Source organism: Salinisphaera orenii subsp. halophila YIM 95161, from assembly GCF_003732545.1.
GTDB lineage: Bacteria > Pseudomonadota > Gammaproteobacteria > Nevskiales > Salinisphaeraceae > Salinisphaera > Salinisphaera orenii_A.
The window spans coordinates 52,034-76,670 of sequence record NZ_AYKF01000001.1 but is presented as its reverse complement, the minus strand read 5'-3'; the positions used below and the strand labels follow the sequence as shown (position 1 = coordinate 76,670).

The following is a 24,637-nucleotide window of genomic DNA, read 5'->3' as shown; positions in this document are numbered from 1 at the left end:
GCCGCGCCACCGGCCGTACGACAGATAATGCTTGCACGCGATCCTGTTGTAATCCTGTGTTTAACGTGAATAAATACGCGTAGTGCAGCATTCGGCTGCGATCAACGGGGGGTTGTCCATGGTGTTCGATCGGATATCGCGCTGGTGCGTCCTTGCGCTGTTGGTTCTCGCGCTCGCGGGATGCGGTGGCGGTGGTGGCGGCGGCAGTGACGATGACGACGACGGCAACGACGGCGCCGATCCCGGCGAGCCGAATGCCACCCTGAACGCCGATGCGGGCGACGACCGCGATGTCGTGACCGGCACCACGGTCACGCTGGACGGCTCGGACAGTACCGTCAGCGACGACGCCAGCCTCGAGTTCGCCTGGCGGCTGGTGTCGACTCCGGATGACAGCGACGCCGAAATCGCCGACGGCGACACCGCGACGCCTCGGTTCTCGGCCGACGCCGACGGCACCTATGTGGCCGAATTGACGGTCGCTGACGGCCGGGGTAACGAAGCGACCGATCGCGTCACCGTCACCGCGACCTCCGGGAACACGCGCCCCTCGGCCGACGCCGGGGCCGACCAGGCCGTGAAGACCGGCGCCGAGGTCACGCTCGACGGCACCGGCAGCCGGGACGCCGACGGCGATGATCTGAGCTATCGCTGGGCCTTCGTCTCGCAGCCGTCCGGAAGCTCCGCTTCGCTCGACGACGCCAACGCTGCCACCCCGGCCTTCGTGGCCGAAGCGGCCGGCGACTACACGCTGTCGCTGGTCGTCAACGACGGGGAACGCGACAGCCGCGAGGATCGGGTGACCGTCACGGCGTCCACGGCCAACAGTGCGCCGGTCGCCGACGCCGGTCCCGACCGGAACGTGTCGGTCAACGACACCGCGACGCTGGACGGCCGCGGCAGCAGCGACGCCGACGAGGACGACCTGAGTTACGACTGGCGGATCGTCTCCCGTCCTGATGACAGTGCCGCAAGCCTGGCTGACCCCAACGACGCACAGCCGTCGCTGACCACCGACGCGGTCGGGGACTACATCGTCGAACTGACGGTCTCGGACGGCCAGGCGAGCGATACCGATCGTGCGACGGTCAGCGCCGGGCCGGTTCTGGTGTTGTCCGTAGACCGCGGTAATCCGGTCGACGGATCGCCCGACTATACGGCTATCGACGCCAACATCTTCGCGTCGCAGCTGACCATCACCGAGATTCCGGATGGCGCGAATACGCTCGGGAGCCTCCGTGTCGGTCGCTTCCGCCTGGAGGCGGTCGGTCAGGCTTACACGATCGACGATCTTCGCTACGAGGTCGTGCGCAGCACGAGTGACGGCAACGAGCCTGACCTGTCCGTCGACGGCCTGGCCAGCGGCGACACGGTCGTGGCCGGCGACTCGCTCGCGTTCGCGACCATTGCCGAGAACATCGCGGTGCCGGGCGAGTACCGTTTCGACTTCATGTTCACGGTCCGCGAGACCGGCGAGGATTATCGGCTGACGTTCCGGGTCGACCTGACCGACGCCGACTGAATCGGGCGGGGCGAGCCGTCGTCGCCGGCGGACGGTTCGCCGCTCGTACCGACTGTGGCGCGGGCCCGCGGCCATGGCCTTGGCGACTCGTGCGATGCGCGTCCGAGGCGCCCGGAGCTGAACGCCCCGGTGCCTCGACAGGCTGTGGCTCTCCGGCGCCGCTGTTCGGTTCGCCGCCTCGCGATGCGGGCACCGTGGCGGCTCTGCCGACACGCCGCCCCTGCCGGCGTAGCGTCTCGGTCGTGTCAGGCCGGCGTGCGCGCGAGACGCGTCCGCGCGCCGGCCGCCGCTCAGGTCGAGGTGTGTCGCTTGCCGCGGGTGCTGCTCGCGCCCGTGGCGCTGCGCTTGCGTGTCTGGGACGTCTTGCTCTGGTTGCGGTCCTTCCGGGGCGGCAGGCCGGTGGGCTTGTCGTCACCGCTGGTGTTGTGGCCGGTGCCCGGCCGGGTCGCGCCCAGCATCGGCTTGAGGAAGCGTCCGGTATGGGAGGCCTCGACCGCGGCCACGTCCTCGGGCGTACCGGTGGCGATGATCTCGCCGCCCCCGTCGCCGCCCTCGGGCCCCAGATCGATCAGCCAGTCGGCGGTCTTGATCACGTCCAGGTTGTGTTCGATCACGACCACCGCGTTGCCCGCCTCGCGCAGGCGCAGCAGCACCGCCAGCAGCTGCTTGATGTCGTGGAAGTGCAGGCCGGTGGTGGGCTCGTCGAGCAGGTAGAGCGTGCGGCCGGTGTCGCGCTTGGACAGCTCGCGCGCGAGCTTGATTCGCTGGGCCTCGCCGCCGGACAGGGTGGTCGCGTTCTGGCCCAGCTTGACGTAGGACAGGCCCACGTCCATCAGCGTTTCGAGCTTGCGCCTGAGGCTCGGCACCGGCGAGAAGAAATCCAGCGCGGCCTCTACCCGCATGTCGAGCACGTCCGCGATGGTCTTGCCCTTGTAGTGGACCTCGAGCGTCTCGCGGTTGTAGCGGGCGCCGTGGCAGGTTTCGCAGGTGACGTAGATGTCCGGCAGGAAATGCATCTCCACCTTGATCACGCCGTCGCCCTGGCAGGTCTCGCAGCGTCCGCCCTTGACGTTGAACGAGAACCGGCCCGGCTTGTAGCCGCGGGCCCGCGCCTCGGGGGTGTTGGCGAACAGTTCGCGGATGGTGCCGAACAGGCCGGTGTAGGTGGCCGGGTTGGAGCGCGGCGTACGCCCGATCGGTGCCTGGTTGATGTCGATGACCTTGTCCAGATGCTCCAGACCCTCGATCGCGGTCACCGGCGCGGCCCGGGCCACGGCGCGGTTGACCTGACGCGCGGCGGCGGGGAACAGCGTCTCGTTGATCAGCGTGGACTTGCCCGAGCCGGAGACGCCGGTGATGCAGGTCAGCTGCCCCATGGACAGGCTGGTGGAGACGTTCTTGAGGTTGTTGCTGCGCGCGCCCTGGATGCGGATCTCGCGAGCGCTGTCGTAGCGCACGCGCTCGGCCGGTATGGGCAGTGTCAGCCGCGACGACAGGTACTGCCCGGTCAGCGAGTCCTCGCTGGCCTCGATCTCCGCGGCCGTGCCGCGGGCGATGACGTGGCCGCCGTGGTCGCCGGCGCCCGGGCCCATGTCGACGACGTAGTCGGCCTCGCGGATCGCGTCCTCGTCGTGCTCGACCACGATCACGGTGTTGCCGAGGTCGCGCAGCCGCTCGAGCGTGTTCAGCAGGCGCCGGTTGTCGCGCTGGTGCAGGCCGATCGAGGGCTCGTCCAGCACGTACATCACGCCGACCAGGCCGGCGCCGATCTGGCTGGCCAGCCGGATGCGCTGGGCCTCGCCGCCGGACAGCGTCTCCGCGCTGCGCGACAGGGTCAGATAGTCGAGGCCGACGTCCAGCAGGAAACGCAGGCGCTGGTTGATCTCCTTGAGGATCGGCCGGGCGATCTCGGCGCGGTGGCCCGGGATGTCCAGATGCTCGGTGATCTCGTGGGCCTCGGCGATGCTCGCGGCGTTGATATCGGGCAGCGTGCGGTCGGCCACCCGGACGTGCCGGGCCGCCTCGTTGAGCCGCGCCCCGTTGCAGGTGGGGCAGGGCTTGTCGGACAGATACTTGGCCAGCTCCTCGCGCACGGCCATGGAATCGGTCTCGGCGTAGCGGCGCTGCATGTTGTCTAGCACGCCCTCGAAGGCATGCCGGCGCCGGCGCGTGTTGCCGCGGGCGTTGACGTAGCGGAACTCGATCTTCTTGCCGCCCGAGCCGTGCAGGATCACCTGCCGGGCCTGCTCCGGCAGATCGTGCCAGGGCTGGTCGACGTCGAAGTCGTAGGTCTCGGCCAGCGATTCGATCAGGCCGAAGAAATAGGGATTGCGGCGATCCCAGCCGCGCACCGCGCCGCCGGCCAGACTCAGGCTGTCGTCGGTGATTACGCGGTCGACGTCGAACACGCTCTGCGAGCCCAGCCCGTCGCAGCCGGAGCAGGCGCCGTGCGGCGAGTTGAAGGAAAACAGCCGCGGCTCCATGTCGTTGATCGAGTAGCCGCAGGCCGGGCAGGCGAACTGCGAGGAAAACACCTCCGGCTCGCCTTCGCCGCGCCAGGGCATGATCCAGGCGATGCCCTCGGACAGCCGCAGCGCGGTCTCGAACGATTCGGCCAGACGCTGCTGGATGCCGTCGCGCACCTTGAAGCGATCGACCACCACTTCCAGATCGTGCTTCTTCTTGGGGTCAAGCTCCGGCACGCCTTCGTCGAGCTCGATGATTTCGCCGTCGACGCGCATGCGCACGAAGCCCTGGCCGCGCATCTGCTCGAAGATCTCGCGATGCTCGCCCTTGCGCGAGCGGATCACCGGGGCGAGCAGCATCCAGGCCGATTCGGCCTCCTTGGTCAGCGTCTGATCGACCATCTCCGACACGCTCTGCGCGGCCAGCGGTTCGCCGTGCTTCGGGCAGAAGGGCGTGCCGGCGCGGGCGAACAGCAGGCGCAGATAGTCGTGGATCTCGGTGACCGTGCCGACCGTGGAGCGCGGGTTGTGCGAGGTCGATTTCTGCTCGATGGAGATCGCCGGCGACAGGCCCTCGATCGAGTCCAGGTCCGGCTTCTCCATCATCGACAGGAACTGGCGCGCGTACGCCGACAGCGATTCGACGTAGCGCCGCTGGCCCTCGGCGTAGATGGTGTCGAAGGCGAGCGACGACTTGCCGGAGCCGGACAGGCCCGTGATCACGATCAACTGATCGCGGGGCAGGTCGACGTCGACATTGACGAGATTGTGCGTGCGCGCGCCGCGTATGCGGATATGGCTTTCCATGCGGAAAAGACCACCGGGCAAAGATCAAGAGGGCGAGTATACGTGGCGCCGAAAATCCATTACACAAGGCCGGCCGAGACGGCGCTGTGCTAGACTCCGCGACCGTTCGGCGGCGTCGCTTCAGGCGGTGTCGATGCCCGCCCGCACTTCGAGCCGAGGCGGGCGGTGGAGCCGGCGGTGCGCGTCGCGATCGTTCGCCGATGCGTAGTCCGGCCCTGAACCCATCACGCTCCACCAGGGCGCCCTATGACCAGCACCGAGACCCGGGCAGCGTTCTCTCTCGCAGGCATCTTCTCCCTGCGGATGCTCGGGCTGTTCATGATCTATCCGGTGTTCACCTTCTACGCCGAGCACCTGGCCGGCTCGACGCCGCTGACCGTGGGCCTCGCGCTGGGCGCCTACGGGCTCACCCAGGCGCTGCTGCAGATTCCCTTCGGGATGCTCTCCGATCGCATCGGCCGCAAGCGCATGATCACGATCGGCCTGCTGATCTTCGCCGCCGGCAGCGTGGTCGCCGCGATGTCGGGCACCATCCACGGCGTGATCCTCGGGCGCGTTCTGCAGGGCGCGGGCGCGGTGGGCTCGGTCATCCTGGCCCTCGGCGCGGACCTGACCCGGGAAACCGAGCGCACCAAGGCCATGGCGATCATCGGCATGACCATCGGTCTGTCGTTCGCGCTGTCGTTGGTGCTGGGGCCGCTGCTGGACGCGGTGATCGGGGTGCCGGGGATCTTCTGGCTGACCGCCCTGATGGCGGTGGCCGGCATCGGCGTGCTGTTCGGCGTGACGCCGCAGCCCGCGCAGCTCAAGAGCCACCGAGACACGGGCACCGTGCCGGCGCTGTTCTCGCGCGTGCTGGGCGACGCCCAGCTGCTGCGGCTGGATTTTGGCATCTTCGCCCTCCACGCGATTCTCACCGCCAGCTTCATCGCGTTGCCCAATGTCCTTCACGACATCATCGGCATCCCCCAGTCGCGGCAGTGGATGGTGTGGCTGCCGGTGCTGGCGGCCTCGGTCGTGATCATGGTGCCGATGATCATCCTCGCCGAGGCCAAGCGGCAGATGAAGGCGGTCTTCGTCGGCGCCATCGTCACGCTCGGCCTCACCCAGGTCGCGCTGCTGATCTGGCACGCCAGCCTGGTCGAGCTGGTGGTGGTCCTCACCCTGTTCTTCGCCGCCTTCAACATCATGGAGGCGAGCCTGCCGTCGCTCATCTCCAAGGTCGCGCCGGCCGAGGCCAAGGGGACCGCGATGGGGGTCTATTCCAGCTCCCAGTTCTTCGGCATCTTCATCGGCGGCACGGTCGGCGGCTGGGCCTACGGTCTGGACGGCCCCGAGGGCGTGTTCATCTTCTCCGCCCTCGCGGCGTTGATCTGGTTCTTCGTGGCGGTCACCATGACGCCACCGCGTTTCGCCAAGAGTCACATGGTCAACGTGGCCGACATGGAGCCGGACGCGGCGCGGGACAGGGCCGACCGTCTGCGGGCGGAACCCGGCGTGATCGAGGCCGTCGCCGTGCCCGAGGATGGCGTAATCTATCTCAAGGTGGACAGCGCGGTCGTCGGCGAAGACGATCTCGCACGGTTCGCCCAGCGACCGGCGCAGGCCTGATACCGGCGCGACAGGCAATCATCGACGGAGCGTGTTATGGCAAGCAGGGGCGTGAACAAGGCGATCATCGTCGGCAATCTGGGGGCCGACCCGGAGACGCGTTACACCGCGGGCGGTACCGCGGTCACGAACATCAATGTCGCGACCTCGGACAGCTGGCGCGACAAGAGCTCCGGCGAGATGCAGGAGCGTACGGAATGGCACCGCGTGGTGTTCTTCGCGCGGCTGGCCGAAGTGGCCGGCGAATACCTGCGCAAGGGTTCCAAGGTGTACGTGGAAGGGCGCATCCAGACCCGCAAGTGGCAGGGTCAGGACGGCCAGGATCGCTACACCACCGAGATCGTCGCCAACGAGATGCAGATGCTCGACTCCAAGGGTGGCGGCAGCGCGCCCTTCGGCGGTGGTGGCGGAGGCGGCCAGCAGCGCCAGCCTTCCGGCGGCGACGGCGGTGGCCAGAGCCAGCCCCAGCATCAGCAGCCGCAACGTCAGCCGGCGGGCGATCCCGGGTTCGACGAGGACTTGGACGACGATATCCCATTCTAGGCCGACGCTGCGGCCCACGTATAGAAAGCCCTCGCCCGCGAGGGCTTTTTTCGTTGGGCCGCGATTGATGCATATCAAACGGTCCAGGCCCGGGATGATCGAGAATCGCGTTTCGGTTCTTCCCCAGCGAAATGTTCTGCCATGAACGCTTGCAAAATCTCCGACCCGATTCGTCATCTGGCGGACTGGATCGAGTCGGCCAGGGCGGGAGGGGAGCGCGATGCCCACGCTGCGACGCTCGCCACCGTCGATCCGTGCCTGTCGCGGCCGAGTGTCCGGACCGTCTATGTACAGCTCGATGACGATGCCCTCGTGTTCTTTGTAAACGCCCGTGCCGGCAAGGGCGTACAGCTGCGCTGGCATCCTCATGCCGCGCTTTGTTTCTTCTGGCGCGGCCTTCAGCAGCAGGTGAATGTCGAGGGCGTTGTCGAGGTTCTCGAGGATGCGGCCGCGCAGCGGCTCTGGTCACAGCGATCGCGCGAAAGCACGCTGGTGGCATGTAGTTCCGATCAGCATGCGGTATTCGGCGATCTCGACGCGTTCGATGCTCGGCTGAAGCAGGCGCGTGACCGCTACAGCTTTGAACGCATACCGCAGCCCGACAACTGGATCGGCTATCGCCTGTTGCCAACGCGCCTGGAGTTCTGGTCGACCGGATGGCATCGGGCACGGCCACGCTATTTGTTCGAACGCGCGCCGGATGGTGGCTGGCAGCAAGCTATTCAGGAGCCCTGAAGAAATGCGCCCGTCTGAGTCAGCCGGGCGCGGCGCAGCGGATCCGTCTAGTTCGACCAGTTCCAGCCTTGGCTGGAGCGCAGTACCAGCACGGTGCAATGTGCACGTCGTACCACGCGATCGGCGGTGCCACCGAGCAGCAGGCTGGTCAATTTCGGGTCGTGCGAGGCTATGGCGATGAGCCCGGCGCCGAGATCGGTTGCGCGCTGGATGATCGTCGATGCGATCGGTCCCACGATCGCTTCGCTTTCCCAGGTCACGTCCTCGGGGTATTCAAGCGCGGCGATGTCGGAGATCTGGGTTTCGGCCTGCTTTCGGGCGTCATCCACCAAACCGCGCGGCACATATGGCCAGGCCGCCAGTTCGGCGGGGACCACCGTGACGAGGTGCAATATGGCTGAATGCTGTCGCGCGAGTGTACTGGTAGCGGAAAAGATCAGGTCGAACGCCGCATCATGCGACAGGTCGATCGGTACGAGTATTCGATTTTTCATCATGAACTCTCCGCGTGCGGCTTGGTCGGATCGAATTCAATCGGCCAGGGCATCGTGGCTGACCTCGTCGAACGCAGGCGCTGCCTCGGCCTCGGCCTGACGTACGATGAGCACGGAACGCCTCGCGTGCTTGACGACGTCGCGCGCGGTGCTGCCCAGCAGTACGTCCAAGAACACCGGGTTGTGCGACGCCATCACGATCAGGTCGGCATCGAAGTGATCGGCACGCCGTACGATGGTTCGTGCAACCGGACCCACGCGGACATCGACCTGCCATTCGAGGGTGTCGCCGAGGCGATCCGCGCCGATGCGCAGGAGTTGATTCTGTGCGCTCTCGCCAAGTTTCTTGACGTATTCGGTACCCACGTAAGGAAAGTCGCCGACTTCGGCTTGAGGAATCACGGTAAGCAGAATCAACCGGGCGGATTCCGTGCCTACAATGTTGTTGATGGCCGCGAATACACTGTCCAGCACGGCAGGCTGGTCGAGGTCCAGGGGGATGAGAATGGTCTGCGACATGTCGATCTCCTGATGCGTATGTGTCGAGGAGAAGCATGACTCGCTTGGGGTGGCGACCATTTGATATAGATCAATCGTATCGATCCGATAAGGAGGCCGACGCGTCGCGTAGTACCGACGAGGAAGGCAATCTTTGGCCCGGACCAGTCGAGTCTGAACGAAAAGCCGACAGCGCCCCGCGCGGTCGGCTTTCGGCCCCGGTCGCGATATCGGTCTTGCCGATCATCGCCCACCTTCAGGATCTGCGTGCCAGTCGCCCCGACAAGCACCATCAGCGTGGTACAGCGCGGCGCCGTTCATGCGGTGCGCCGCCACCGTTAAAGCCGGCCTCGGGCCCCGGGCCTAGGTAAGCGCCGCAGCCAACCTCTCGTAGGACAGGTGTTGCAGTCATCTTATGATTTGATTCTTAAGGCACGAATGCACCAGTGGCTCATCTATCGAAGAGCCGGGGAGAGAGTGTGCGTTGAAGCTATTCCGGGATGCACGCGCCCACCTCAACGAAGTCACTGAATATTCATGGTGCCCAGCTATCGGCTAAGCCAGGGGTTATCGAACCACTAGAACTGATCGGTGTGCATGGCGCACGACGTAAGCGGCCACGCTGCCAAAGATAATGTCCGAATTGCGCGGATTATGCGAGGCCAAAACGATTAGTTGCACATTTTGTGCATCTGCGCTATTGAGGATCCGCTTTTTCGGATCGCCCGCTTCTACTTGTGTCTGCCAATTGTAACCATCGCCAAGGCGTTCATGGCCCAGGGCGTCAAGCCGCCGCTGGGTTTCTGCAATGAGTTTTTGCATGTAGCGGTGTTCTATGGAAGGGAAATAGCCAAGATGAAGCTGCGGCACGATGGTGAGGAGCATTATCTCGCTAGTGTCGGGATCGAGAAACTCCAAGGCTGTAGCAAACAGTCCGTCGAAGACGGGCTCGTGCTCGAGGTCTATCGGAATCAATATCCTTTTTTTCATTGGGTTGCCCTGTTTTTCGGTTATTCGATTTGTTCTAAAGATGAAAGGTATGAATTAATGGCTGGATGATTCTTCTGGATATGGAATTCGTGGAAATGGGCGGGGTAGTCCGCGCTGTCAGGTCGATCTCTGCCGTGTTTTCCCGGTCCACGTCGTCGACGTGCTCCATTTCCTGGCGATGACCACGCTTTGCGCTTCGGCGTGCTTGCGGCTGGGGGTCGATGACGCGGCAAAAGACATGGCTTGTGCGCCCTTCGCAACTTCCAGCCAAGACAGCGCGGGGGAATACCGGCGCGCGAGTACCGCGTACTGACGAAGCGGATGCGATTGAACTTCGCATTACGCGGTCGTTGGCCGGAACGAATATGTGCTTCTCATCCGGGTCCCTCGGCCTGCCAGATGATGGTGGATCGGCATCATCCGGCGAGGGCGTCTCGACTCGTATCTTCGGTGTTCGGCGTCTTCGCGGATTGCGTCTGGCGCACGATCAGCACCGAGTGGCGCGCGTGCTTGACGACCTGGCTGGCGGTGCTGCCGAGCAATACATCCCAGAACACCGGGTTGTGCGACGCCATCACGATGAGGTCGGCGTCGAAGTGATCGGCGCGTAGCACGATGGTTCGCGCAATTGGGCCGACCCGGATATCGATCTGCCAGTCGGCGCTGTCGCCCAGGCGTTCCCGGCCGATGCGTTCGAGCTGGCTGCGCGCGCTTTCGCCGAGATCGCGTACGTATTCTTTGTCGACATAGGGAAAATCGCCGACGTCGATTTCGGGAATGACGGTCAGCAGGATCAGGTTCGGGAATTCGTCGCCGGCGACGTTTTTAGCGGCAGCGAACACGCTGTCGAATGCAGCGTCCTGATTGAGATCCAGCGGTATGAGAATGGTCCGCGGCATGTCGTTCTCTTCGGTGTGTGTGTCCGAGAAGAGTCTGGCGCGATTGCACCGCCGGCGACTTGATATGGATCAATCCCGCATCGCGGCTAAGACAGCCGGTTTTCAAGGTATTGAAGATATTGCGATTCGCACGAAAAAAGGGCCGACGGCGCGTTGCGCCGCCGACCCCGGCCTCCCCCTGCCGAAGACGCGGTCAGTACGGTCGATCTTGTTCGTCGTCGACCTCGAGAATCACGGTGCCGGTGGCCGCGATGAGAATCATCATCACCGTGCCCAGCACCCAGGCGAGATACCATGCGCCGGCTTCGCCGAGGACGATGGCCAGAAACAGAGTGATCAGGCCGACAAGGAACCAGAACGCGAACAGCAGAATGTTTTTCATGAGATGCTCCTGACAGGCGCTAGTAGGCGTGTTCGTCGTGTTCGATGGTCTCGGGCGTGACCTTGCCGCGCATGACCCAGAACGCCCAGCTGGTATAGACCGCCACGATCGGAATGAAGATGGCGGTGAACGCCAGCATCCAGCCCAGCGTCGTCGCGCTCGAGGAGGCGTCCCATACGGTCAGGCTATGGCCGGGGTTCGTCGACGAGGGCATGAGAAACGGAAACATCGCGGTACCCACGGTGCCGATCGTGCCCGCCCAGGCCAGCGCCCCCAGCCACCAGGCGACATGAGACAGGCCGCGACGGGCGCATGCGATGCCCGCAAGCACGCCCGCATAGACCAGCCCCGGGACCAGCCATAGCAGCGGGTAGGCGGCGAAATTGTTCAGCCAGGCGCCGGACACCTTTTGGACGGTCTTGCGCAGCGGCATGGCCGGGCCGGCCGGCTCGGCGCCGCCGGTGAGCACGTAGCCGGGCATGAGCCATACCCACAGCCCGCAAACCGTGAACAGTACGAGTGCTCCAAGCCCGGCCATCGTGAGTAGATTGCAGGCGCGCTCGCGGATGACGCCGGTACCGCGGTTCATCACCATCGCGCCGCCCTGATAGAGAGCGAGCGCGATCGACATCAGCCCGCAAAGCACCGCGAACGGGTTGAAGAGTGCGATGAAGCTGCCGGTGTAGTAGGAGACCATGTTCCACTCGAAGTGAAACGGCACGCCGCGCAGCATGTTGCCCATGGCCGCGCCGAACACGATCATCGGCACCGCGCCGGAAATGAAAAGCGTCACGTCCCAGAGATTGCGCCAGCGCTGCGAGGGCAGTTTGCTGCGGTATTCGAAGCCCAGCGGGCGCACGATCATGCTCCACAGCAGCACCAGCATGACGACATACAAGCCGGAGAAGGCGGTCGCGTAGATCGTCGGCCAGGCCGCGAACACGGCGCCGCCGCCGAGGATGAACCAGACCTGGTTGCCGTCCCAGTGCGGCGCGATCATGTTGATCACGGTGCGGCGTTCGCGGTCGGTGCGGCCGAGGTAGCGCAGGCCGGCGCCCACGCCCATGTCCATGCCAACCATGACCGCCAGGCCGATGAGCAGTACGCCGAGCAGTGCCCACCAGACGAGCTTGAGAACGATGTAGATTTCCATGGCTTAGGCTTGGCTCCACTGGGACGTGTGACCGGGGGCGGCGACGGCGGGCTCGGCGGGCGGTAGCGGTCCGTCGTCCGGGCCTTTGCGGATGAATTTCACCATCAGGAACATTTCCACGATGATGAAGATGGTGTAGATCGCCACGAAGCCCACCAGCGAGAAGATCATGTAGCCGACGGAATGAGTCGACGCCGAGATCCAGGTCGGCAGCTGGCCGTAGACCGTCCACGGCTGTCGACCGAGCTCGGCGACCACCCAGCCGGCCTCGTTGGCGATGAAGGGCACCGGAATCATCCAGGGCGCGATTTTCAGGAAGGTTCGTTTTTCGGTGATCTGGCCGCGCAGCGAATAGATCGTGGCCAGAATTAGAAAACCCAGCATCAAAAAGGCCGCGGCGATCATGATCCGGAACGACCAGAACACTGGCCCCACGGGCGGGATCGTGTCGCGTGCGGCCTGCGTGATCTGTTCCGGCGTGGCCTGAGTGACATCGGGCGCATAGCGTTTGACCAACAAGGCATAGCCGAGGTTGTCGCCGTGAATGCGAAACGTACGCAGGGCGTCGCGATCGTTCGGGTTGTCGCTAAGCGTCTCGAGGGCGACCAGCGCCGGAATCCCGTCGCGGATTCGAACCTCGGCACGGTGTACGAGATCGCGCGCGCCGGTAATGGTCCCGTCGAAGCTGTGTGTGACCAGCGGTGTGAGCACGTAGGGAATCTGTAGTGCGAAGCGATTTTCCATCGCCTCCTGATCCGGCCAGGCGATCACGTTGAAGCCGGCCGGCGCCTCGGCGGTTTCCCACAGGCCTTCCATGGCAACCAGCTTGTTCGGCTGGCCTTCGCCGCTGATGAAGCCGAGCGCGTCGCCCAGACAGATCACGCCGATACTCGCGAATACGCCGAACAGGGCCGCGACCCGGAACGAGCGCACCGCGACCGCCATATGGCGCTTGCGCAGCATGTAGAACGCGCTGATGCCGATTACGAAGATGGCCGCGGTGAGAAAACCGGCCACGCTCGTGTGCACGAACTTGGCCTGGGCCTCGTGGCTGAAGAACAGCGCCGTGAAGCTTTCCAGCTCCATGCGCATGGTGGCCGGATTGAATTCCGAGCCGACCGGATGCTGCATGTAAGCATTGGCCACGAGAATCCAGAGCGCCGACAGATTCGAACCGAGCGCGACCATGTAAGTCACGAGCAGGTGCTTGCCGCGCGAGAGCTTGTCCCAGCCGAACAGCATCAGGCCGACGAACGTCGATTCCAGGAAGAACGCCATCAGCCCTTCGATCGCCAGCGGCGCGCCGAAGATGTCGCCGACGAAGTGGGAGTACGTCGACCAGTTGGTGCCGAACTCGAACTCCATGGTCAGACCGGTGGCCACGCCAAGCGCGAAGTTGATCGCGAACAGCTTCGACCAGAACTGGGTCATCTGGCGGTAGACCTCGCGGCCGCTGATGACATAGATGGTTTCCATCGTTGCCAGCAGCACGGACAGGCCAAGCGTGAGCGGTACGAACAGATAGTGATAGAGCGCGGTCGCCGCGAACTGCGTGCGGGAGAGCGCGATGACGGTTTCCAGTTCCTGCATGGGTCGAAGCTCGTTGTCGGGCGGTCGGGGCGACCAGACGGGTTTGGCTTTGGGAAGATTAGTCGGGCGGTTCGTAGCGCTCGTTGATTTGGATCAAATGCCGATCGAGGGCGCGTCGATGGCTCATGCGAGACGTCGTATCGACAGGGGTGCGCTTGCGGGTGCAGACACCGGCGGCAGGTCGCGGGCGAAGTGCGCCCGGGTCAAGCGCCGGTAGGTATCGCAGCGCTCGGCGAGCGTGGCGGGGTCCCCGTCGGCGACCAGCCGGCCGTTTTCGAACACGAGCACCCGGGCGAAAGCACGTACGCGAGCCATGTCGTGCGAGATCACGATGAGCGTCTTGTCGGCCAGGTGGCGTTCCAGGCGCGCCCAGAGGCGCGCCGCGGTGGCCGCGTCAAGGCCTTCGAACGGCTCGTCGAGAATCACCATGGGCGCGTCGCGCAGCAGCGCCCGGGCGATACCGATGCGCCGGATCTGACCGCCCGACAGGCGCAGGCCTTCTTCACCCACGATCGTGTCATAGCCCTCCGGCAGGGCCGCGATGTCGTCGTGGATACCGGCGATCCGTGCCGCGGCGATCATCCGTTGTGCCGTGGCTTGCGGCCCGCCCACCAGCAGGTTTTCGCGCACGCTGGTATGGAACAGATACACGCGCTGCGGCACGACGGCGATACGTGCGCGCAGATCGGCGGCGCGGTACGCCGAGAGCGAGCGGTCGTCCCAGACAATGTCGCCTTGCTGGATGTCGGCGAGACGCAGCAGCAGATTCACGAACGTCGACTTGCCCGCGCCGCTGGGCCCGACGATGGCGATGTGCTCTCCGGGCGTGATATCGAGGCTGACGCCCTGCAGGGCCCAGGCGCCGGTGGCCTCGTAGCGTGCACCCACGTGCTCGAACCGAATTGCGTCGCTGGCCGGCGCGGGTGCGGGGTCGGCCGGCTCGGCAACGGCCGGTTCGCGATGCTCGAACGCGCGCAGCCGCGCGGTCGCGGCGCGCACCTGGCCGAGCGACTGCCAGGCCCCGGGCATGAGTGCGACGGCCTCGAAGCAACCCATCACGAGCATCACCAGCGGGGCGAAGTCCACCGCCTGCAGCGCGCCGCTGCGGATCAGCGGGACGACGACGGCCGCCGTGCCGGCGATCGCCAGATTCGTGAGTAGCAGCACGCCGGCGCTCGACAGGCCGTTGAGCCGCGACAGCGTTCGCTGGCGCGCGATCCAGTCGCGCGAGAGCGCCCCGATGGCCGTGCGTCGGGCCGCCGCCGCGCCGAACACCGTCAGCTCGCCGAGGCCTTCCACCCAGTCGACCGAGGCCGCCTTGAGTCGTGCAGCATCATCGACCGCGGCCGCACCCGGGCGACGGCCCAGATGACAGACCAGTCCCGGCAGCGCGACGCCCGCGATGCCGAGCAAAATGAGATTCACCAATGCGACCACGGGGCTGTACAGCCACATCACCGCGCCTGCGCCGGCCAGACACACCAGGCCGACAATGACCGGGGCAACCAGGCGCAGATAGACATGATCGAGCGTGTCGATATCCGAGCGCACCCGCGCCAGCAGATCACCGTTGTGCAGGTCGACCGTCGACAGCGGCTCGATCTGGCGATAGAACCACACCCGCAGGCCGGTGAGCAGGCGCAGCGTGGCGTCGTGGGTGATCAACCGCTCGAGGTAGCGCCCGCCGGTGCGGGTGATGGCCAGCCCGCGAATCATCGCCGCCGGGGTGAAATAATTCATATCCACGCCGGCCAGCCCGGCCGCGGCCATGCTGGCGATGAACCAGCCCGCGACGGCGAGCAGCGCCATATTGGCCGACACGGTGACGATCGATACACCGATACCGAGCGCAAACCAGCCGGCGTAGGGGCGCGCATGACGCCACCACCAGCGTAGATCGCTGCCGAGACTCCGGGGACGGTGCATCATGCGGCCAGCATCGCGGCACCCGCGGCCAGACGCGCATAGATGCCGCCGCGCGCAAGCAATTGGGCATGGCTGCCCTGTTCGACGATGCGCCCGCGATCCATCACCACGATACGATCGGTATGAATGACGCTGGCCAGCCGGTGGGCGATGAGCACCATCGTGCGGCCCCGGGCCAGGGCGGCCAGTGCCGTGATCAGACGGCGCTCGTTGTCGGCGTCCAGATGCGCGCTGATCTCGTCGACTACCACGAAACGCGCGTCGCGCACGAAGGCCCGGGCGATGGCCAGGCGCTGGGCCTGGCCGCCGGATAGCCGCAGGCCACGTTCACCGATCGGCGTATCCAGGCCCTGCGGCAGGGCAGCGACGAAGTCACGCGCCTGGGCGCGCTCGAGCGCGGCCCAGAGCGCCGTATCGTCGGCCGACACACCGCCGACACGAAGATTGTCACGCACGCTGGCGTGGAACAGCCGAGGCTGTTGTGGCACCCAGGCCAGCTGTTCGTGCCAGGCCTCGATCGCGATATCGGCCAGCGGCACTTCGTCGATACGAAGATCGCCGTGGTCGGCCTTGATCAGCCCGAGCAGGGCCAGCGCGAGCGTGCTCTTGCCCGCGCCGGAGGCGCCCACGACCGCGATGGTTTCACCGGGCGCGATAGCGAGATCGATACCGGCCAGCGCCGGGGCGTCGTTGTCGGGATAGGTATAGGTCAGACCGGCCAACGTCAGGCGCGGCGGCGCCGCGGCGAACACATCGCGGCGCGTGCCCTGCCATTCGAGGGTGGGCGCATCGAAGATCTCGACCATGCGCTCGGCGGCGGCGATCGCTTCCATGCGGGCGTGGTAGACACTGCCCATATTGCGCAGCGGTAGATAGAACTCGGGGGCGAGCAGCAGCACCAGAAAACCCGCCTCAAAGCCGAGCTGGCCCCACATCAGGCGGAACCCGATCAGCACGGCGACCAGGGCGATGCTCACCGTGGCCAGAAATTCCAGCACCAGCGACGACAGGAACGCGATACGCAACACGGCCATCGTGCTGCGGCGGTAGTCGTCGGACAGGCGCTCGATCAGCCGCGACTCGCGCGCGCCGAGGTTGAAGATGCGCAGCGTGGTCAGGCCCTGCAGCGCGTCGAGAAAATGCCCCGACAGCAGCCCGAGCCGGCGCCACTGGCGTTGGTTGAGCTTTTCGGCGCCCTTGCCGATGAAGATCATGAACACCGGGATCAGGGGCGCGGTGGCCAGCAGGACCAGCCCGGACAGCCAATCGATGGGCGTGATCACCGCGAGGATCGCGATCGGCAACAGCACTGCGATCGCGGTCTGCGACAGATAGCGCCCGTAGTACGCCTCGAGTTTTTCCACGCCGTCGGTGAGCGTTTCCACCACATCGCCGCTGGCCATGCGCCGTTGCCAGACGATGCCGAGCGCTTCGATCTGGCGAAAAAGCCGATCGCGGATTGCGGTCTTGATGGTCGCGGCGGCCTCGAAACGCGCGCGTTCGCCGGCGTAGGCGAGCAGGGCGCGCAGCGCGATGAGCGCCAGAAAAGCAAACAGCCAGGCAGTGACGTCGGCCAGCGCTGCGCCCGCGAAGATAACCGCGTTCGCGACGTGCGCGAGCACCGCGGCCTGGGCGATGAGCAGGCCGCCGCCCAGGCTTTCGATCGCGATGGCGCGGCCGACCGGGCGACGTACGACCTCGCTTTCGGCCTTGAGCCAGGCAGCGGATGGGTTACTTGTGGACATGGTTGCAGCGTCGATGGGCTCGAAGAAACGATGCTTTGGAGAGCGCCGGCGCCAGACTAGGCTGGGCGCCGGCCTCGGCGGTTGATCCAGATCAAATCCGGTTTGCCGCGCTTGCGCCAGCTAGAAGTGATAGCCCGCCGCGAGCGTGTAAACCCAGGGATCGATATCGACATCCACATGGGTCGTACCGGTGGCCGTGCGCAGTTCGGCCGTGGTTTGGATGTGCAGATAACGCACGTCGGCACTGATCAGCCAGTGATCGGTGAGCGCGTAGTCGAGCCCGACCTGGGCCGCGGGGCCGAAGGAGTCGTCGAGCTTGATATGCTGGACACTAAGAGCCCGTGCCTGATCGGATACATCCTCCGAAAAGAAGAACGTGTAGTTCAGGCCGAGCCCGACATAGGGCGTGATCGCCGACTCGGTATCGAAGCGGTACTGCAAACTCAAGGTGGGTGGCAGGTGCTTGATATCGCCGAGCGGCACGCCGTCGAGCGCGCCGCCGGCCAGCGTCAGGTCGTGTTCGAACGGGGTGGCGGCCAGCAGCTCGACCGCGAGGTTGTCGGTCAGCAGATACGCCGCGGTGACACCGAACTGCGGCTCGGAACTCACCGCGACATCGGTGCCGGCGAGCGCCGGCGCGAGCTCGCCGTTGCGGCTCGATGTGTGGTCGTTGGGCGCGACATAGGTGAGCCCGCCGCGCAGGATCCAGTCGCCGGCCTCTGCGGCGCCGGGCTGGGCGAATAGCGGTAATGGCAGGCTTGCGAGGGTGGCCGCGACAAGCGCGGGCGGGTACAGTCGGTTCATGGGAGGTTCTCCTAGTCATTGGACGGCCACCGGGATGCTGCTTTGCCGGTAAAAGTCGTTATTTGATCCAGGTCAACGACAGCGGGCGCGGTCCCGATTGTTGGTCGGCAAGTAGTTGCCCCGCAATGAAGTCAGGGCGCCATCGAAAACTGCAGGTTTCTGCGTATTGGCTAAGCTGAGCGCGGTGGAGCGCGTTACTTCGAACCGGATGCAAGGCGAGCGCATGGTGGCAACGTCCCTACAACTCGAACAGTTGGCTGAAACCTGCAGTCACTGCTCGTTGCGCTATCTGTGCTTGCCCTACGGCCTGAGCCACGAAGACATCCTCGAACTCGAGCGGCTGGTGAGCACCGGCGTGCCGATCGGCGCCAGTGACGAACTGTTCGTCCAGGGGGACCCACTCGAAGATATCTATGCCATTCGCGACGGCTCGATGAAGACCGTCGTCGTCGACGAGGACGGGCTGGAACAGATCCTGGGTTTCTATTATCCCGGCGATCTGCTGGGCCTCGACGGGTTTGCCGACCAGAAACACCACTGCACGGCGGTGGCGCTCGAACCCACGCACGTCTGTCGTATACCGGTGGCGCGTCTGGATCGGCTGGTCGACAAGTTGCCGAGTCTGCGTCATCAGCTCATGCGGTTGATGAGCCAGGCGCTTTCCGATGAAGAAAAGCTGCTGCTGACGCTCGGGCGCAAGAACAGCATGGGCCGTATCTGCAGCCTGTTGCTTACCCTGAGCCGTCGACGTGAAATGCGTGGATTGGAGCCGAGTCCGGTGTCGCTGAGCATGAAGCGTCTGGAGCTGGCCAATTTTCTGTCGATGCGCCTGGAAACGGTCAGCCGTGTGCTCACGCGCCTGCAGCGCGATGGCGTGATTCGCATACGCCACAACGACGTGGATATTGTCGACCCGGAGGCTCTGCGCGCCCGTTCGAGTCAGGGCGCCTGGGTGGCGGACCAGTGAAACCGCTACGATAGATCGAACGCCTTGCGATATCCGTTACACTATGCGGCTTGCTTGAATTCGCCCGGAATCGGGCCGGACGGGCCATGACCAGCGCGACCCAACCCAAAGTCTTCGTCCAGACCTGGGGCTGCCAGATGAACGAGTACGATTCGGCCAAGATGGTCGACGTGCTCGCGAAGCAGCGCGGCGCCGAGCGCGTGGACAGCCCGGAAGCCGCTGACATCATTCTGCTCAACACCTGTTCCGTGCGCGAGAAGGCACAGGAGAAGGTGTTCTCGCAGCTCGGCCGCTGGCGCGAATTGAAGGAAGCCCGGCCCGAGATCGTGATCGGCGTGGGCGGCTGTGTCGCCTCGCAGGAAGGCCACGCCATCCGCGAGCGCGCGCCCTACGTGGATATGGTGTTCGGCCCGCAGACGCTGCACCGTCTGCCCGAGATGCTGGACGCCGTGCAGGACAACGGCGCCGGCATCGTCGATATCGCCTTTCCGGAGATCGACAAGTTCGATCATATGCCGCCGGCCAAGGCCGAAGGCGCTACCGCGTTCGTGTCGATCATGGAAGGCTGCTCGAAGTACTGCAGCTTCTGTGTGGTGCCCTACACGCGTGGCGAAGAGATCAGCCGGCCCTTCGACGACGTGATTCTCGAAGTGGCGGAACTTGCCGAGCAGGGCGTCAAGGAAATCACGCTGCTGGGCCAGAACGTCAACGGCTACCGCGGGCCGATGGAAGACGGCTCGGTCTGTGATCTGGCGATGCTGGTCGAGTTCGTGGCCGAGATCGACGGTATCGAGCGGATTCGCTATACCACCAGCCACCCGCTGGAGTTCTCGGATGCGCTCATCGAAGCGTATGCGCGGGTGCCGAAACTGGCCAACTATCTGCACCTGCCGGTGCAGTCCGGCTCGGACGCGGTGCTCGCACAGATGAAGCGCGGCTACACGGCCGAGCATTTCCGCGAGCGCATCGCGAAGCTGCGCGCGGTGCGCCCGGACATCAGCCTGTCGACCGACATCATCGTCGGCCATCCGGGCGAGGGCGAAGAAGAATTCGAGCAGACCATGCAGCTGGTCGAGGACATCGGCTTCGACGCCGCGTTTTCCTTCGTCTATAGCAAGCGTCCCGGTACGCCGGCCGCCGATATGGCCGACGACACCCCGCGCGAGGTCAAGAAAGAACGCCTGGCGCGCCTGCAGGCGCGTATCGGCGACTTCAACCGCCAGTACATGCAGGCGATGGTCGGCACCACCCAGCGCGTACTCGTCGAGCGCGAATCCAAGCGTGGCGGCGGTCAGATGGCCGGCCGCACCGACTCCAACCGCTGGGTGAACTTCGACGGCCATCCGCGCATGGTCGGGCATTTCGTCGAAGTCGAAGTGACCGAGGCGCTGGACAACTCGCTGCGCGGGCGGGTCGCGACCCGCGAGCCCGAACTCGCGGCGGTCGTCTGATGCGGGCTGTGAAGGGACCTACGCCTTGAACGACAGCGTGCGCAAGACGCTGGAGCTGGCGCCGCCGGATACCGAGCGGCTGGCCCGCCTCTGCGGCGCCCAGGACGGCCATCTCCGAGTGATCGAGGAAAGCCTGGGCGTGCGCGTGCACAACCGCGGCCACCATTTCCAGGTCTCCGGGCCGGAGGCGGACGCCGCGGCCGCGGTCGATGCGCTCAACGAACTGTACGCGGCGACCGCCGCCGGCGAGGTCACCCCCGACAGCGTGCACGTGGTCGCCCGCTCGGCCCGGCAGGAGCGCGGCGAGTCGGCCGACGGCGGCGACGAGATCGTGATCAAGACGCGCACGGGGCTGATCCGCGGCCGGGGCCCCAATCAGCGCCGCTATCTGGCGAATCTCAAGGCCAATGATCTGAATTTCGGCATCGGCCCCGCCGGCACCGGCAAGACCTTTCTGGCGGTGGCCGCGGCGGTGGACGCGCTGGAGGCCGAGCGCGTGCGCCGCCTGCTGCTGGTGCGCCCGGCCGTGGAGGCCGGCGAACGTCTGGGTTTCCTGCCCGGCGATCTGGCCCAGAAGATCGACCCCTATCTGCGGCCGCTCTACGACGCCCTCTACGAGATGCTCGGCTTCGATCGGGTCGGCCGCCTGATCGAGCGTCAGGTGATCGAGATCGCGCCGCTGGCCTACATGCGCGGGCGCACCCTCAACGAGGCCTACATCATCCTCGACGAAGCCCAGAACACCACCGTCGAGCAGATGAAGATGTTTCTGACCCGCATCGGCTTCGGCTCGACCGCGGTGGTCACCGGCGACATGACCCAGATCGATCTGCCCGCGTCCAAGCGCTCGGGGCTGCGCCACGCCGTGGGTATTCTCGGCGGCATCGAAGGCATCAGCGTGACCCGCTTCGCCGCGCGCGACGTCGTCCGGCATCCGCTCGTCCAGCGCATCGTCCAGGCCTATGACCGGGCCGACGACGCCGAGCACGGCGAGGGCACGGAGTCCGGTCGCGGCTGAGATGATGCTCGACATCGAAGTCGCCGGCGCGGGTGCTGCCGGCGACGCCTTCGACCCCACGCGCATCGAGACGGCCGCCACGGCCGCCCTCGAAGCCGTCGCGGCCTTCGATGCCGAGACCGCGGTGGAGCTCGGCGTGCACATCGTGGATCGGGCCGAATCCGCGCGCCTCAACGGCGCCTATCGCGACAAGCCGTACGCCACCAACGTGCTCTCGTTCCCTGCGGACGTGCGATTGCCGGGCTTCGCCGCGCTGGGCGATCTGGTGATCTGCGCGCCGGTGGTCGAGGCCGAGGCCGAGGCCCAGGGCAAGACGCTGTCGGCCCACGTCGCGCACATGGTCGTGCACGGTGTCCTGCACTTGCTCGGCTTCGATCATATCGGCGACGATGAGGCGAATGTCATGGAGTCCACCGAGCGCCGCGTGCTGGCGCGGCTGGGCTACGATGACCCCTATCTCGAACGTGACTGATTGACCTGCCGCTACGGCCGGTGACACAAGGAGGGCGGCCGTAGCCGCAGAACGAGCATGAGCGAAGACGACGAATCGGAATCCAACCGAAGTAGCAGCGGCAACTGGCTGCGTCAGATCGGCATGAGCCTGGCCGGGCCGCCGCGCGATCGGGACGAGCTGGTGGCCGTGCTCACCGAAGCCCAGGAGAACGAACTGCTGGACGTGGACGCGCTCTGGATGATGCAGGGGGTGCTCAAGGTCTCGGAGCTGCAGGTGCGCGACATCATGATCCCGCGCTCGCAGATGGTGGTGGTCGAATCCGACGCCGACATCGCCGAGGTGCTGGCCACGGCGATCCAGTCCGGCCACTCGCGATTCCCGGTGATCGGCGAATCGCGCGACGAGGTCGCCGGCATCCTGCTGGCCAAGGACATGCTCCAGCTGGCCGAGTCGCCCGGCGGGCGCGCCGAGTTCGAGATCGGCGACGTGCTGCGGTCGGCGGTCTATGTGCCGGAGTCCAAGCGCGTCAACGTGCTGCTCAAGGAATTCAAAGCCTCGCGCAATCACATGGCGATCGTGGTGGACGAATACGGCGGCGTCGCCGGGCTGGTCACCATCGAGGACGCACTCGAGCAGATCGTGGGCGACATCGACGACGAATACGACCAGGCCGAGGGCGCCTATATCCTGCGGCAGGAGAAGAACCGCTTCCAGGTGCGCAGCCTCACGCCGGTCGACGAGTTCAACAAGTACTTCGACACCGATTTCTCGGACGAGGACTTCGACACCATCGGCGGCCTCGTGGTGCACGAGTTCGGGCACATGCCCAAGCGCGGCGAGACCACGACCATCGACCGTTTCCAGTTCAACGTCCAGCGCGCCGATTCGCGCCGCATCCATCTGTTCCAGATGACGATTCTGCCGGAGGCCGCCGAGTAGCGCCGAGGCTGCAGCCCGCCTCCGTCGGCTAGGGAGACCGTTGTGACGACACCATCCAGCATCGCACCGCCGGCCGCCGGGCGCGTTTCGTCGCCGGACCGGGCGTGCCGGCTCGGCGGGCGCTAGATGGCGTCTCGTATTTCCGGCCGGGCTCTGCTGCTCGATGTGCTGGCGCCGGCGCTGCTCGGCGGCGCGGCGACGCTCGGCTTCGCGCCGTTCGGCTACTACGGGCTGACGCTGGTCGCGCTGGTTGGCCTGGTGGCGCTGTGGTGGCGGGCCAGCGCCCGGCGCGGCGCCTGGCGGGGGTTTGTGTTCGGGCTCGCCCATTTCGGCAGCGGCATCTACTGGACATTCGTCTCCACCTATTACTACGGCGGCGCACCGCTGATCATGGCCATCGGCCTGGTCTGCCTGCTGACGATCTATCTGGCGCTCTACCCGATGCTCGTGGGCGCCTTCGCGGGCGCCACGCGGCGGCTGCCGCGCACGCTCTGGGCGCTGGTCTTCGTGCCGGGCGCCTGGCTGCTGGCCGAACTGGTGCGCAGTTGGGTGATGACCGGTTTCCCCTGGCTGTCGCTCGGCTATTCGCTGATCGATGCGCCCGTCACCGCGATCGCGCCGCTGGGCGGCGTGTATCTGCTGGGTTTCCTGATGATGGCGGCGGCGGGCACCATCGCGCTGCTGTTCGCGGGCACCATCGCGGGCCGGACGGTCGCGGTGCTGCTGATCGCGATCGCGCCGGTGGCGCTGTGGTGGCTGCCGGCGGCCGGGCACTGGACACAGCCGAGCGGTGAGCCGGTGCGGGTCGACATCCTGCAGGGCAATTTCCCGCAGGAGGTCAAATGGCGGCGCGACACGCTGGCGAAGACGCTGTCGCGCTACCGCGACATGACCGAGGCCAGCGACGCGCCCCTGGTGGTCTGGCCCGAGGTCGCGGTTCCCGCGCCGGCCGATCGCGTGCGCGACTATCTGGACGATATCGCAGCGCTCGCGGCCGGGCGCGATCAGACCGTGCTTGCGGGCACGCTGGTGCCGGATGACGCCACCGGCGCCTACTACAATGCAGTGCTCGCCCTCGGCGCGGGCGAGGGGCGCTACTACAAGCGCCACCTGGTGCCCTTCGGCGAGTATTTCCCAGTGCCCGGGTTCGTCAAGGACTGGCTCGACGGCATCGACATGCGCTTTTCAGATCTCGGTTTCGGCCCCGACGAACAGGCGCCGATCGAGGCCGCCGGTCTGCGCCTGGGGCTGTCGATCTGCTTCGAGGACGCTTTCGGCTACGAGATCGCCCGGGCGCTGCCGGCGGCCGGGGTGCTGGTCAACGTGACCAACGATGCGTGGTTCTCCGGCACCACCGCCGCGCCGCAGCATCTGGAGATCGCCCGCATGCGGGCGCTCGAGGCGGGCCGGCCGATGCTGCGCGCGGCCAATACCGGCATCTCTGCGATCATCGACGCCGAAGGGCGCGTGCGCGAACGCACCGATCAGTTCACCGTGGCGACCATCGAGTCCACGGTGCAGCCGCGTGACGGGCTGACGCCCTACATGCGGCTGCGCGACCGGCCGCTGTGGCTGGCGGCCTTCGTGCTGGTCGCAGCAGGCCTGGCGCTGACCGCGATCCGGCGGCGGGCGCGGTGACCCGGA

At 65.9% G+C, this 24,637-nt stretch carries 21 protein-coding genes; 10 read left to right on the top strand and 11 right to left on the bottom strand.

From position 1 onward, the window contains the following. Positions 1-118 precede the first annotated feature (118 nt). Positions 119-1,522 (top strand): PKD domain-containing protein, encoded by a 1,404-nt coding sequence (locus SAHL_RS00310; protein WP_123589417.1) that lies wholly within the window; start codon positions 119-121, stop codon positions 1,520-1,522. Positions 1,523-1,812: 290 nt separating this feature from the next. Here SAHL_RS00310 and uvrA read toward each other — a convergent pair whose 3' ends face one another. Then, positions 1,813-4,794 (bottom strand): excinuclease ABC subunit UvrA, encoded by a 2,982-nt coding sequence (gene uvrA, locus SAHL_RS00305; RefSeq protein ID WP_123589416.1) that lies wholly within the window; start codon positions 4,792-4,794, stop codon positions 1,813-1,815. 246 nt (positions 4,795-5,040) lie between these two features. Between uvrA and SAHL_RS00300 the strand changes: the two genes are divergently transcribed. From SAHL_RS00300 to SAHL_RS00290, 3 genes are all read left to right on the top strand, one after another. Next, positions 5,041-6,405: an MFS transporter gene (locus SAHL_RS00300; RefSeq protein ID WP_123589415.1), complete on the top strand. Its 1,365-nt coding sequence runs from the start codon at positions 5,041-5,043 to the stop codon at positions 6,403-6,405. Between the two features lie 36 nt (positions 6,406-6,441). Continuing rightward, a complete protein-coding gene (gene ssb / locus SAHL_RS00295) occupies positions 6,442-6,948 on the top strand; it encodes a single-stranded DNA-binding protein (RefSeq protein ID WP_123589414.1) in 507 nt (168 codons plus the stop codon). Between the two features lie 141 nt (positions 6,949-7,089). Continuing rightward, entirely contained in the window at positions 7,090-7,683 is a 594-nt protein-coding gene (locus tag SAHL_RS00290; RefSeq protein WP_123589413.1) for a pyridoxine/pyridoxamine 5'-phosphate oxidase, read from the top strand. 47 nt (positions 7,684-7,730) lie between these two features. Here the strand turns inward: SAHL_RS00290 and SAHL_RS00285 are convergent, their stop codons facing one another. From SAHL_RS00285 to SAHL_RS00240, 10 genes are all read right to left on the bottom strand, one after another. Continuing rightward, complete coding sequence (locus SAHL_RS00285) at positions 7,731-8,177, bottom strand: universal stress protein (RefSeq protein WP_184947078.1); 447 nt, start codon at positions 8,175-8,177, stop codon at positions 7,731-7,733. Positions 8,178-8,213: 36 nt separating this feature from the next. Next, entirely contained in the window at positions 8,214-8,696 is a 483-nt protein-coding gene (locus SAHL_RS00280) for a universal stress protein (RefSeq protein WP_184947075.1), read from the bottom strand. 546 nt (positions 8,697-9,242) lie between these two features. Further along, a complete protein-coding gene (locus SAHL_RS00275; protein WP_123589410.1) occupies positions 9,243-9,665 on the bottom strand; it encodes a universal stress protein in 423 nt (140 codons plus the stop codon). A gap of 416 nt (positions 9,666-10,081) precedes the next feature. Then, a complete protein-coding gene (locus tag SAHL_RS00270; RefSeq protein ID WP_123589409.1) occupies positions 10,082-10,564 on the bottom strand; it encodes a universal stress protein in 483 nt (160 codons plus the stop codon). A 193-nt stretch (positions 10,565-10,757) separates the two neighbouring features. Beyond that, entirely contained in the window at positions 10,758-10,946 is a 189-nt protein-coding gene (locus SAHL_RS00265; RefSeq protein WP_123589408.1) for a hypothetical protein, read from the bottom strand. Positions 10,947-10,965: 19 nt separating this feature from the next. Beyond that, positions 10,966-12,099 (bottom strand): cytochrome d ubiquinol oxidase subunit II, encoded by a 1,134-nt coding sequence (cydB, locus tag SAHL_RS00260; protein ID WP_123589407.1) that lies wholly within the window; start codon positions 12,097-12,099, stop codon positions 10,966-10,968. Positions 12,100-12,102: 3 nt separating this feature from the next. After that, positions 12,103-13,689 carry a cytochrome ubiquinol oxidase subunit I gene (locus SAHL_RS00255; protein WP_123589406.1) on the bottom strand — a complete coding sequence of 529 codons (1,587 nt, stop codon included), beginning with the start codon at positions 13,687-13,689 and terminating at the stop codon, positions 12,103-12,105. Between the two features lie 123 nt (positions 13,690-13,812). After that, on the bottom strand, positions 13,813-15,615 hold the full coding sequence (cydC, locus tag SAHL_RS00250) for a thiol reductant ABC exporter subunit CydC (RefSeq protein ID WP_184947072.1): 1,803 nt from the start codon (positions 15,613-15,615) through the stop codon (positions 13,813-13,815). After that, positions 15,615-17,360 (bottom strand): thiol reductant ABC exporter subunit CydD, encoded by a 1,746-nt coding sequence (cydD, locus tag SAHL_RS00245; RefSeq protein ID WP_123589404.1) that lies wholly within the window; start codon positions 17,358-17,360, stop codon positions 15,615-15,617. Before cydD ends, cydC begins: the two co-directional genes overlap by 1 nt. Positions 17,361-17,480: 120 nt before the next feature. Next, the gene (locus SAHL_RS00240) at positions 17,481-18,164 is read right to left on the bottom strand and encodes an OmpW/AlkL family protein (protein ID WP_123589403.1); all 684 of its coding nucleotides are present in this window, start codon (positions 18,162-18,164) and stop codon (positions 17,481-17,483) included. Positions 18,165-18,387: 223 nt separating this feature from the next. Between SAHL_RS00240 and SAHL_RS00235 the strand changes: the two genes are divergently transcribed. From SAHL_RS00235 to lnt, 6 genes are all read left to right on the top strand, one after another. After that, complete coding sequence (locus tag SAHL_RS00235) at positions 18,388-19,131, top strand: cyclic nucleotide-binding domain-containing protein (protein WP_184947069.1); 744 nt, start codon at positions 18,388-18,390, stop codon at positions 19,129-19,131. A gap of 86 nt (positions 19,132-19,217) precedes the next feature. Then, positions 19,218-20,582 carry a tRNA (N6-isopentenyl adenosine(37)-C2)-methylthiotransferase MiaB gene (gene miaB / locus SAHL_RS00230; RefSeq protein ID WP_123589401.1) on the top strand — a complete coding sequence of 455 codons (1,365 nt, stop codon included), beginning with the start codon at positions 19,218-19,220 and terminating at the stop codon, positions 20,580-20,582. Positions 20,583-20,607: 25 nt separating this feature from the next. Then, on the top strand, positions 20,608-21,600 hold the full coding sequence (locus SAHL_RS00225) for a PhoH family protein (RefSeq protein ID WP_123589400.1): 993 nt from the start codon (positions 20,608-20,610) through the stop codon (positions 21,598-21,600). 4 nt (positions 21,601-21,604) lie between these two features. Further along, the gene (gene ybeY / locus SAHL_RS00220; RefSeq protein WP_123589580.1) at positions 21,605-22,072 is read left to right on the top strand and encodes an rRNA maturation RNase YbeY; all 468 of its coding nucleotides are present in this window, start codon (positions 21,605-21,607) and stop codon (positions 22,070-22,072) included. A 57-nt stretch (positions 22,073-22,129) separates the two neighbouring features. Continuing rightward, a complete protein-coding gene (locus SAHL_RS00215; protein ID WP_123589399.1) occupies positions 22,130-22,993 on the top strand; it encodes an HlyC/CorC family transporter in 864 nt (287 codons plus the stop codon). A gap of 126 nt (positions 22,994-23,119) precedes the next feature. Next, positions 23,120-24,631, top strand: a complete 1,512-nt coding sequence (gene lnt / locus SAHL_RS00210; protein WP_123589398.1) for an apolipoprotein N-acyltransferase — start codon at positions 23,120-23,122, stop codon at positions 24,629-24,631. The last annotated feature ends 6 nt before the right edge of the window (positions 24,632-24,637 follow it).

What these genes read in the sequence shown, in the direction of transcription:
- SAHL_RS00310 (WP_123589417.1), top strand. Translation starts at nt 119, where the DNA reads ATGGTGTTCGATCGGATATCGCGCTGGTGCGTCCTTGCGCTGTTGGTT.
- uvrA (WP_123589416.1), bottom strand. Translation starts at nt 4,794, where the DNA reads ATGGAAAGCCATATCCGCATACGCGGCGCGCGCACGCACAATCTCGTC.
- SAHL_RS00300 (WP_123589415.1), top strand. Translation starts at nt 5,041, where the DNA reads ATGACCAGCACCGAGACCCGGGCAGCGTTCTCTCTCGCAGGCATCTTC.
- ssb (WP_123589414.1), top strand. Translation starts at nt 6,442, where the DNA reads ATGGCAAGCAGGGGCGTGAACAAGGCGATCATCGTCGGCAATCTGGGG.
- SAHL_RS00290 (WP_123589413.1), top strand. Translation starts at nt 7,090, where the DNA reads ATGAACGCTTGCAAAATCTCCGACCCGATTCGTCATCTGGCGGACTGG.
- SAHL_RS00285 (WP_184947078.1), bottom strand. Translation starts at nt 8,177, where the DNA reads ATGAAAAATCGAATACTCGTACCGATCGACCTGTCGCATGATGCGGCG.
- SAHL_RS00280 (WP_184947075.1), bottom strand. Translation starts at nt 8,696, where the DNA reads ATGTCGCAGACCATTCTCATCCCCCTGGACCTCGACCAGCCTGCCGTG.
- SAHL_RS00275 (WP_123589410.1), bottom strand. Translation starts at nt 9,665, where the DNA reads ATGAAAAAAAGGATATTGATTCCGATAGACCTCGAGCACGAGCCCGTC.
- SAHL_RS00270 (WP_123589409.1), bottom strand. Translation starts at nt 10,564, where the DNA reads ATGCCGCGGACCATTCTCATACCGCTGGATCTCAATCAGGACGCTGCA.
- SAHL_RS00265 (WP_123589408.1), bottom strand. Translation starts at nt 10,946, where the DNA reads ATGAAAAACATTCTGCTGTTCGCGTTCTGGTTCCTTGTCGGCCTGATC.
- cydB (WP_123589407.1), bottom strand. Translation starts at nt 12,099, where the DNA reads ATGGAAATCTACATCGTTCTCAAGCTCGTCTGGTGGGCACTGCTCGGC.
- SAHL_RS00255 (WP_123589406.1), bottom strand. Translation starts at nt 13,689, where the DNA reads ATGCAGGAACTGGAAACCGTCATCGCGCTCTCCCGCACGCAGTTCGCG.
- cydC (WP_184947072.1), bottom strand. Translation starts at nt 15,615, where the DNA reads ATGCACCGTCCCCGGAGTCTCGGCAGCGATCTACGCTGGTGGTGGCGT.
- cydD (WP_123589404.1), bottom strand. Translation starts at nt 17,360, where the DNA reads ATGTCCACAAGTAACCCATCCGCTGCCTGGCTCAAGGCCGAAAGCGAG.
- SAHL_RS00240 (WP_123589403.1), bottom strand. Translation starts at nt 18,164, where the DNA reads ATGAACCGACTGTACCCGCCCGCGCTTGTCGCGGCCACCCTCGCAAGC.
- SAHL_RS00235 (WP_184947069.1), top strand. Translation starts at nt 18,388, where the DNA reads ATGGTGGCAACGTCCCTACAACTCGAACAGTTGGCTGAAACCTGCAGT.
- miaB (WP_123589401.1), top strand. Translation starts at nt 19,218, where the DNA reads ATGACCAGCGCGACCCAACCCAAAGTCTTCGTCCAGACCTGGGGCTGC.
- ybeY (WP_123589580.1), top strand. Translation starts at nt 21,605, where the DNA reads ATGCTCGACATCGAAGTCGCCGGCGCGGGTGCTGCCGGCGACGCCTTC.
- SAHL_RS00215 (WP_123589399.1), top strand. Translation starts at nt 22,130, where the DNA reads ATGAGCGAAGACGACGAATCGGAATCCAACCGAAGTAGCAGCGGCAAC.
- lnt (WP_123589398.1), top strand. Translation starts at nt 23,120, where the DNA reads ATGGCGTCTCGTATTTCCGGCCGGGCTCTGCTGCTCGATGTGCTGGCG.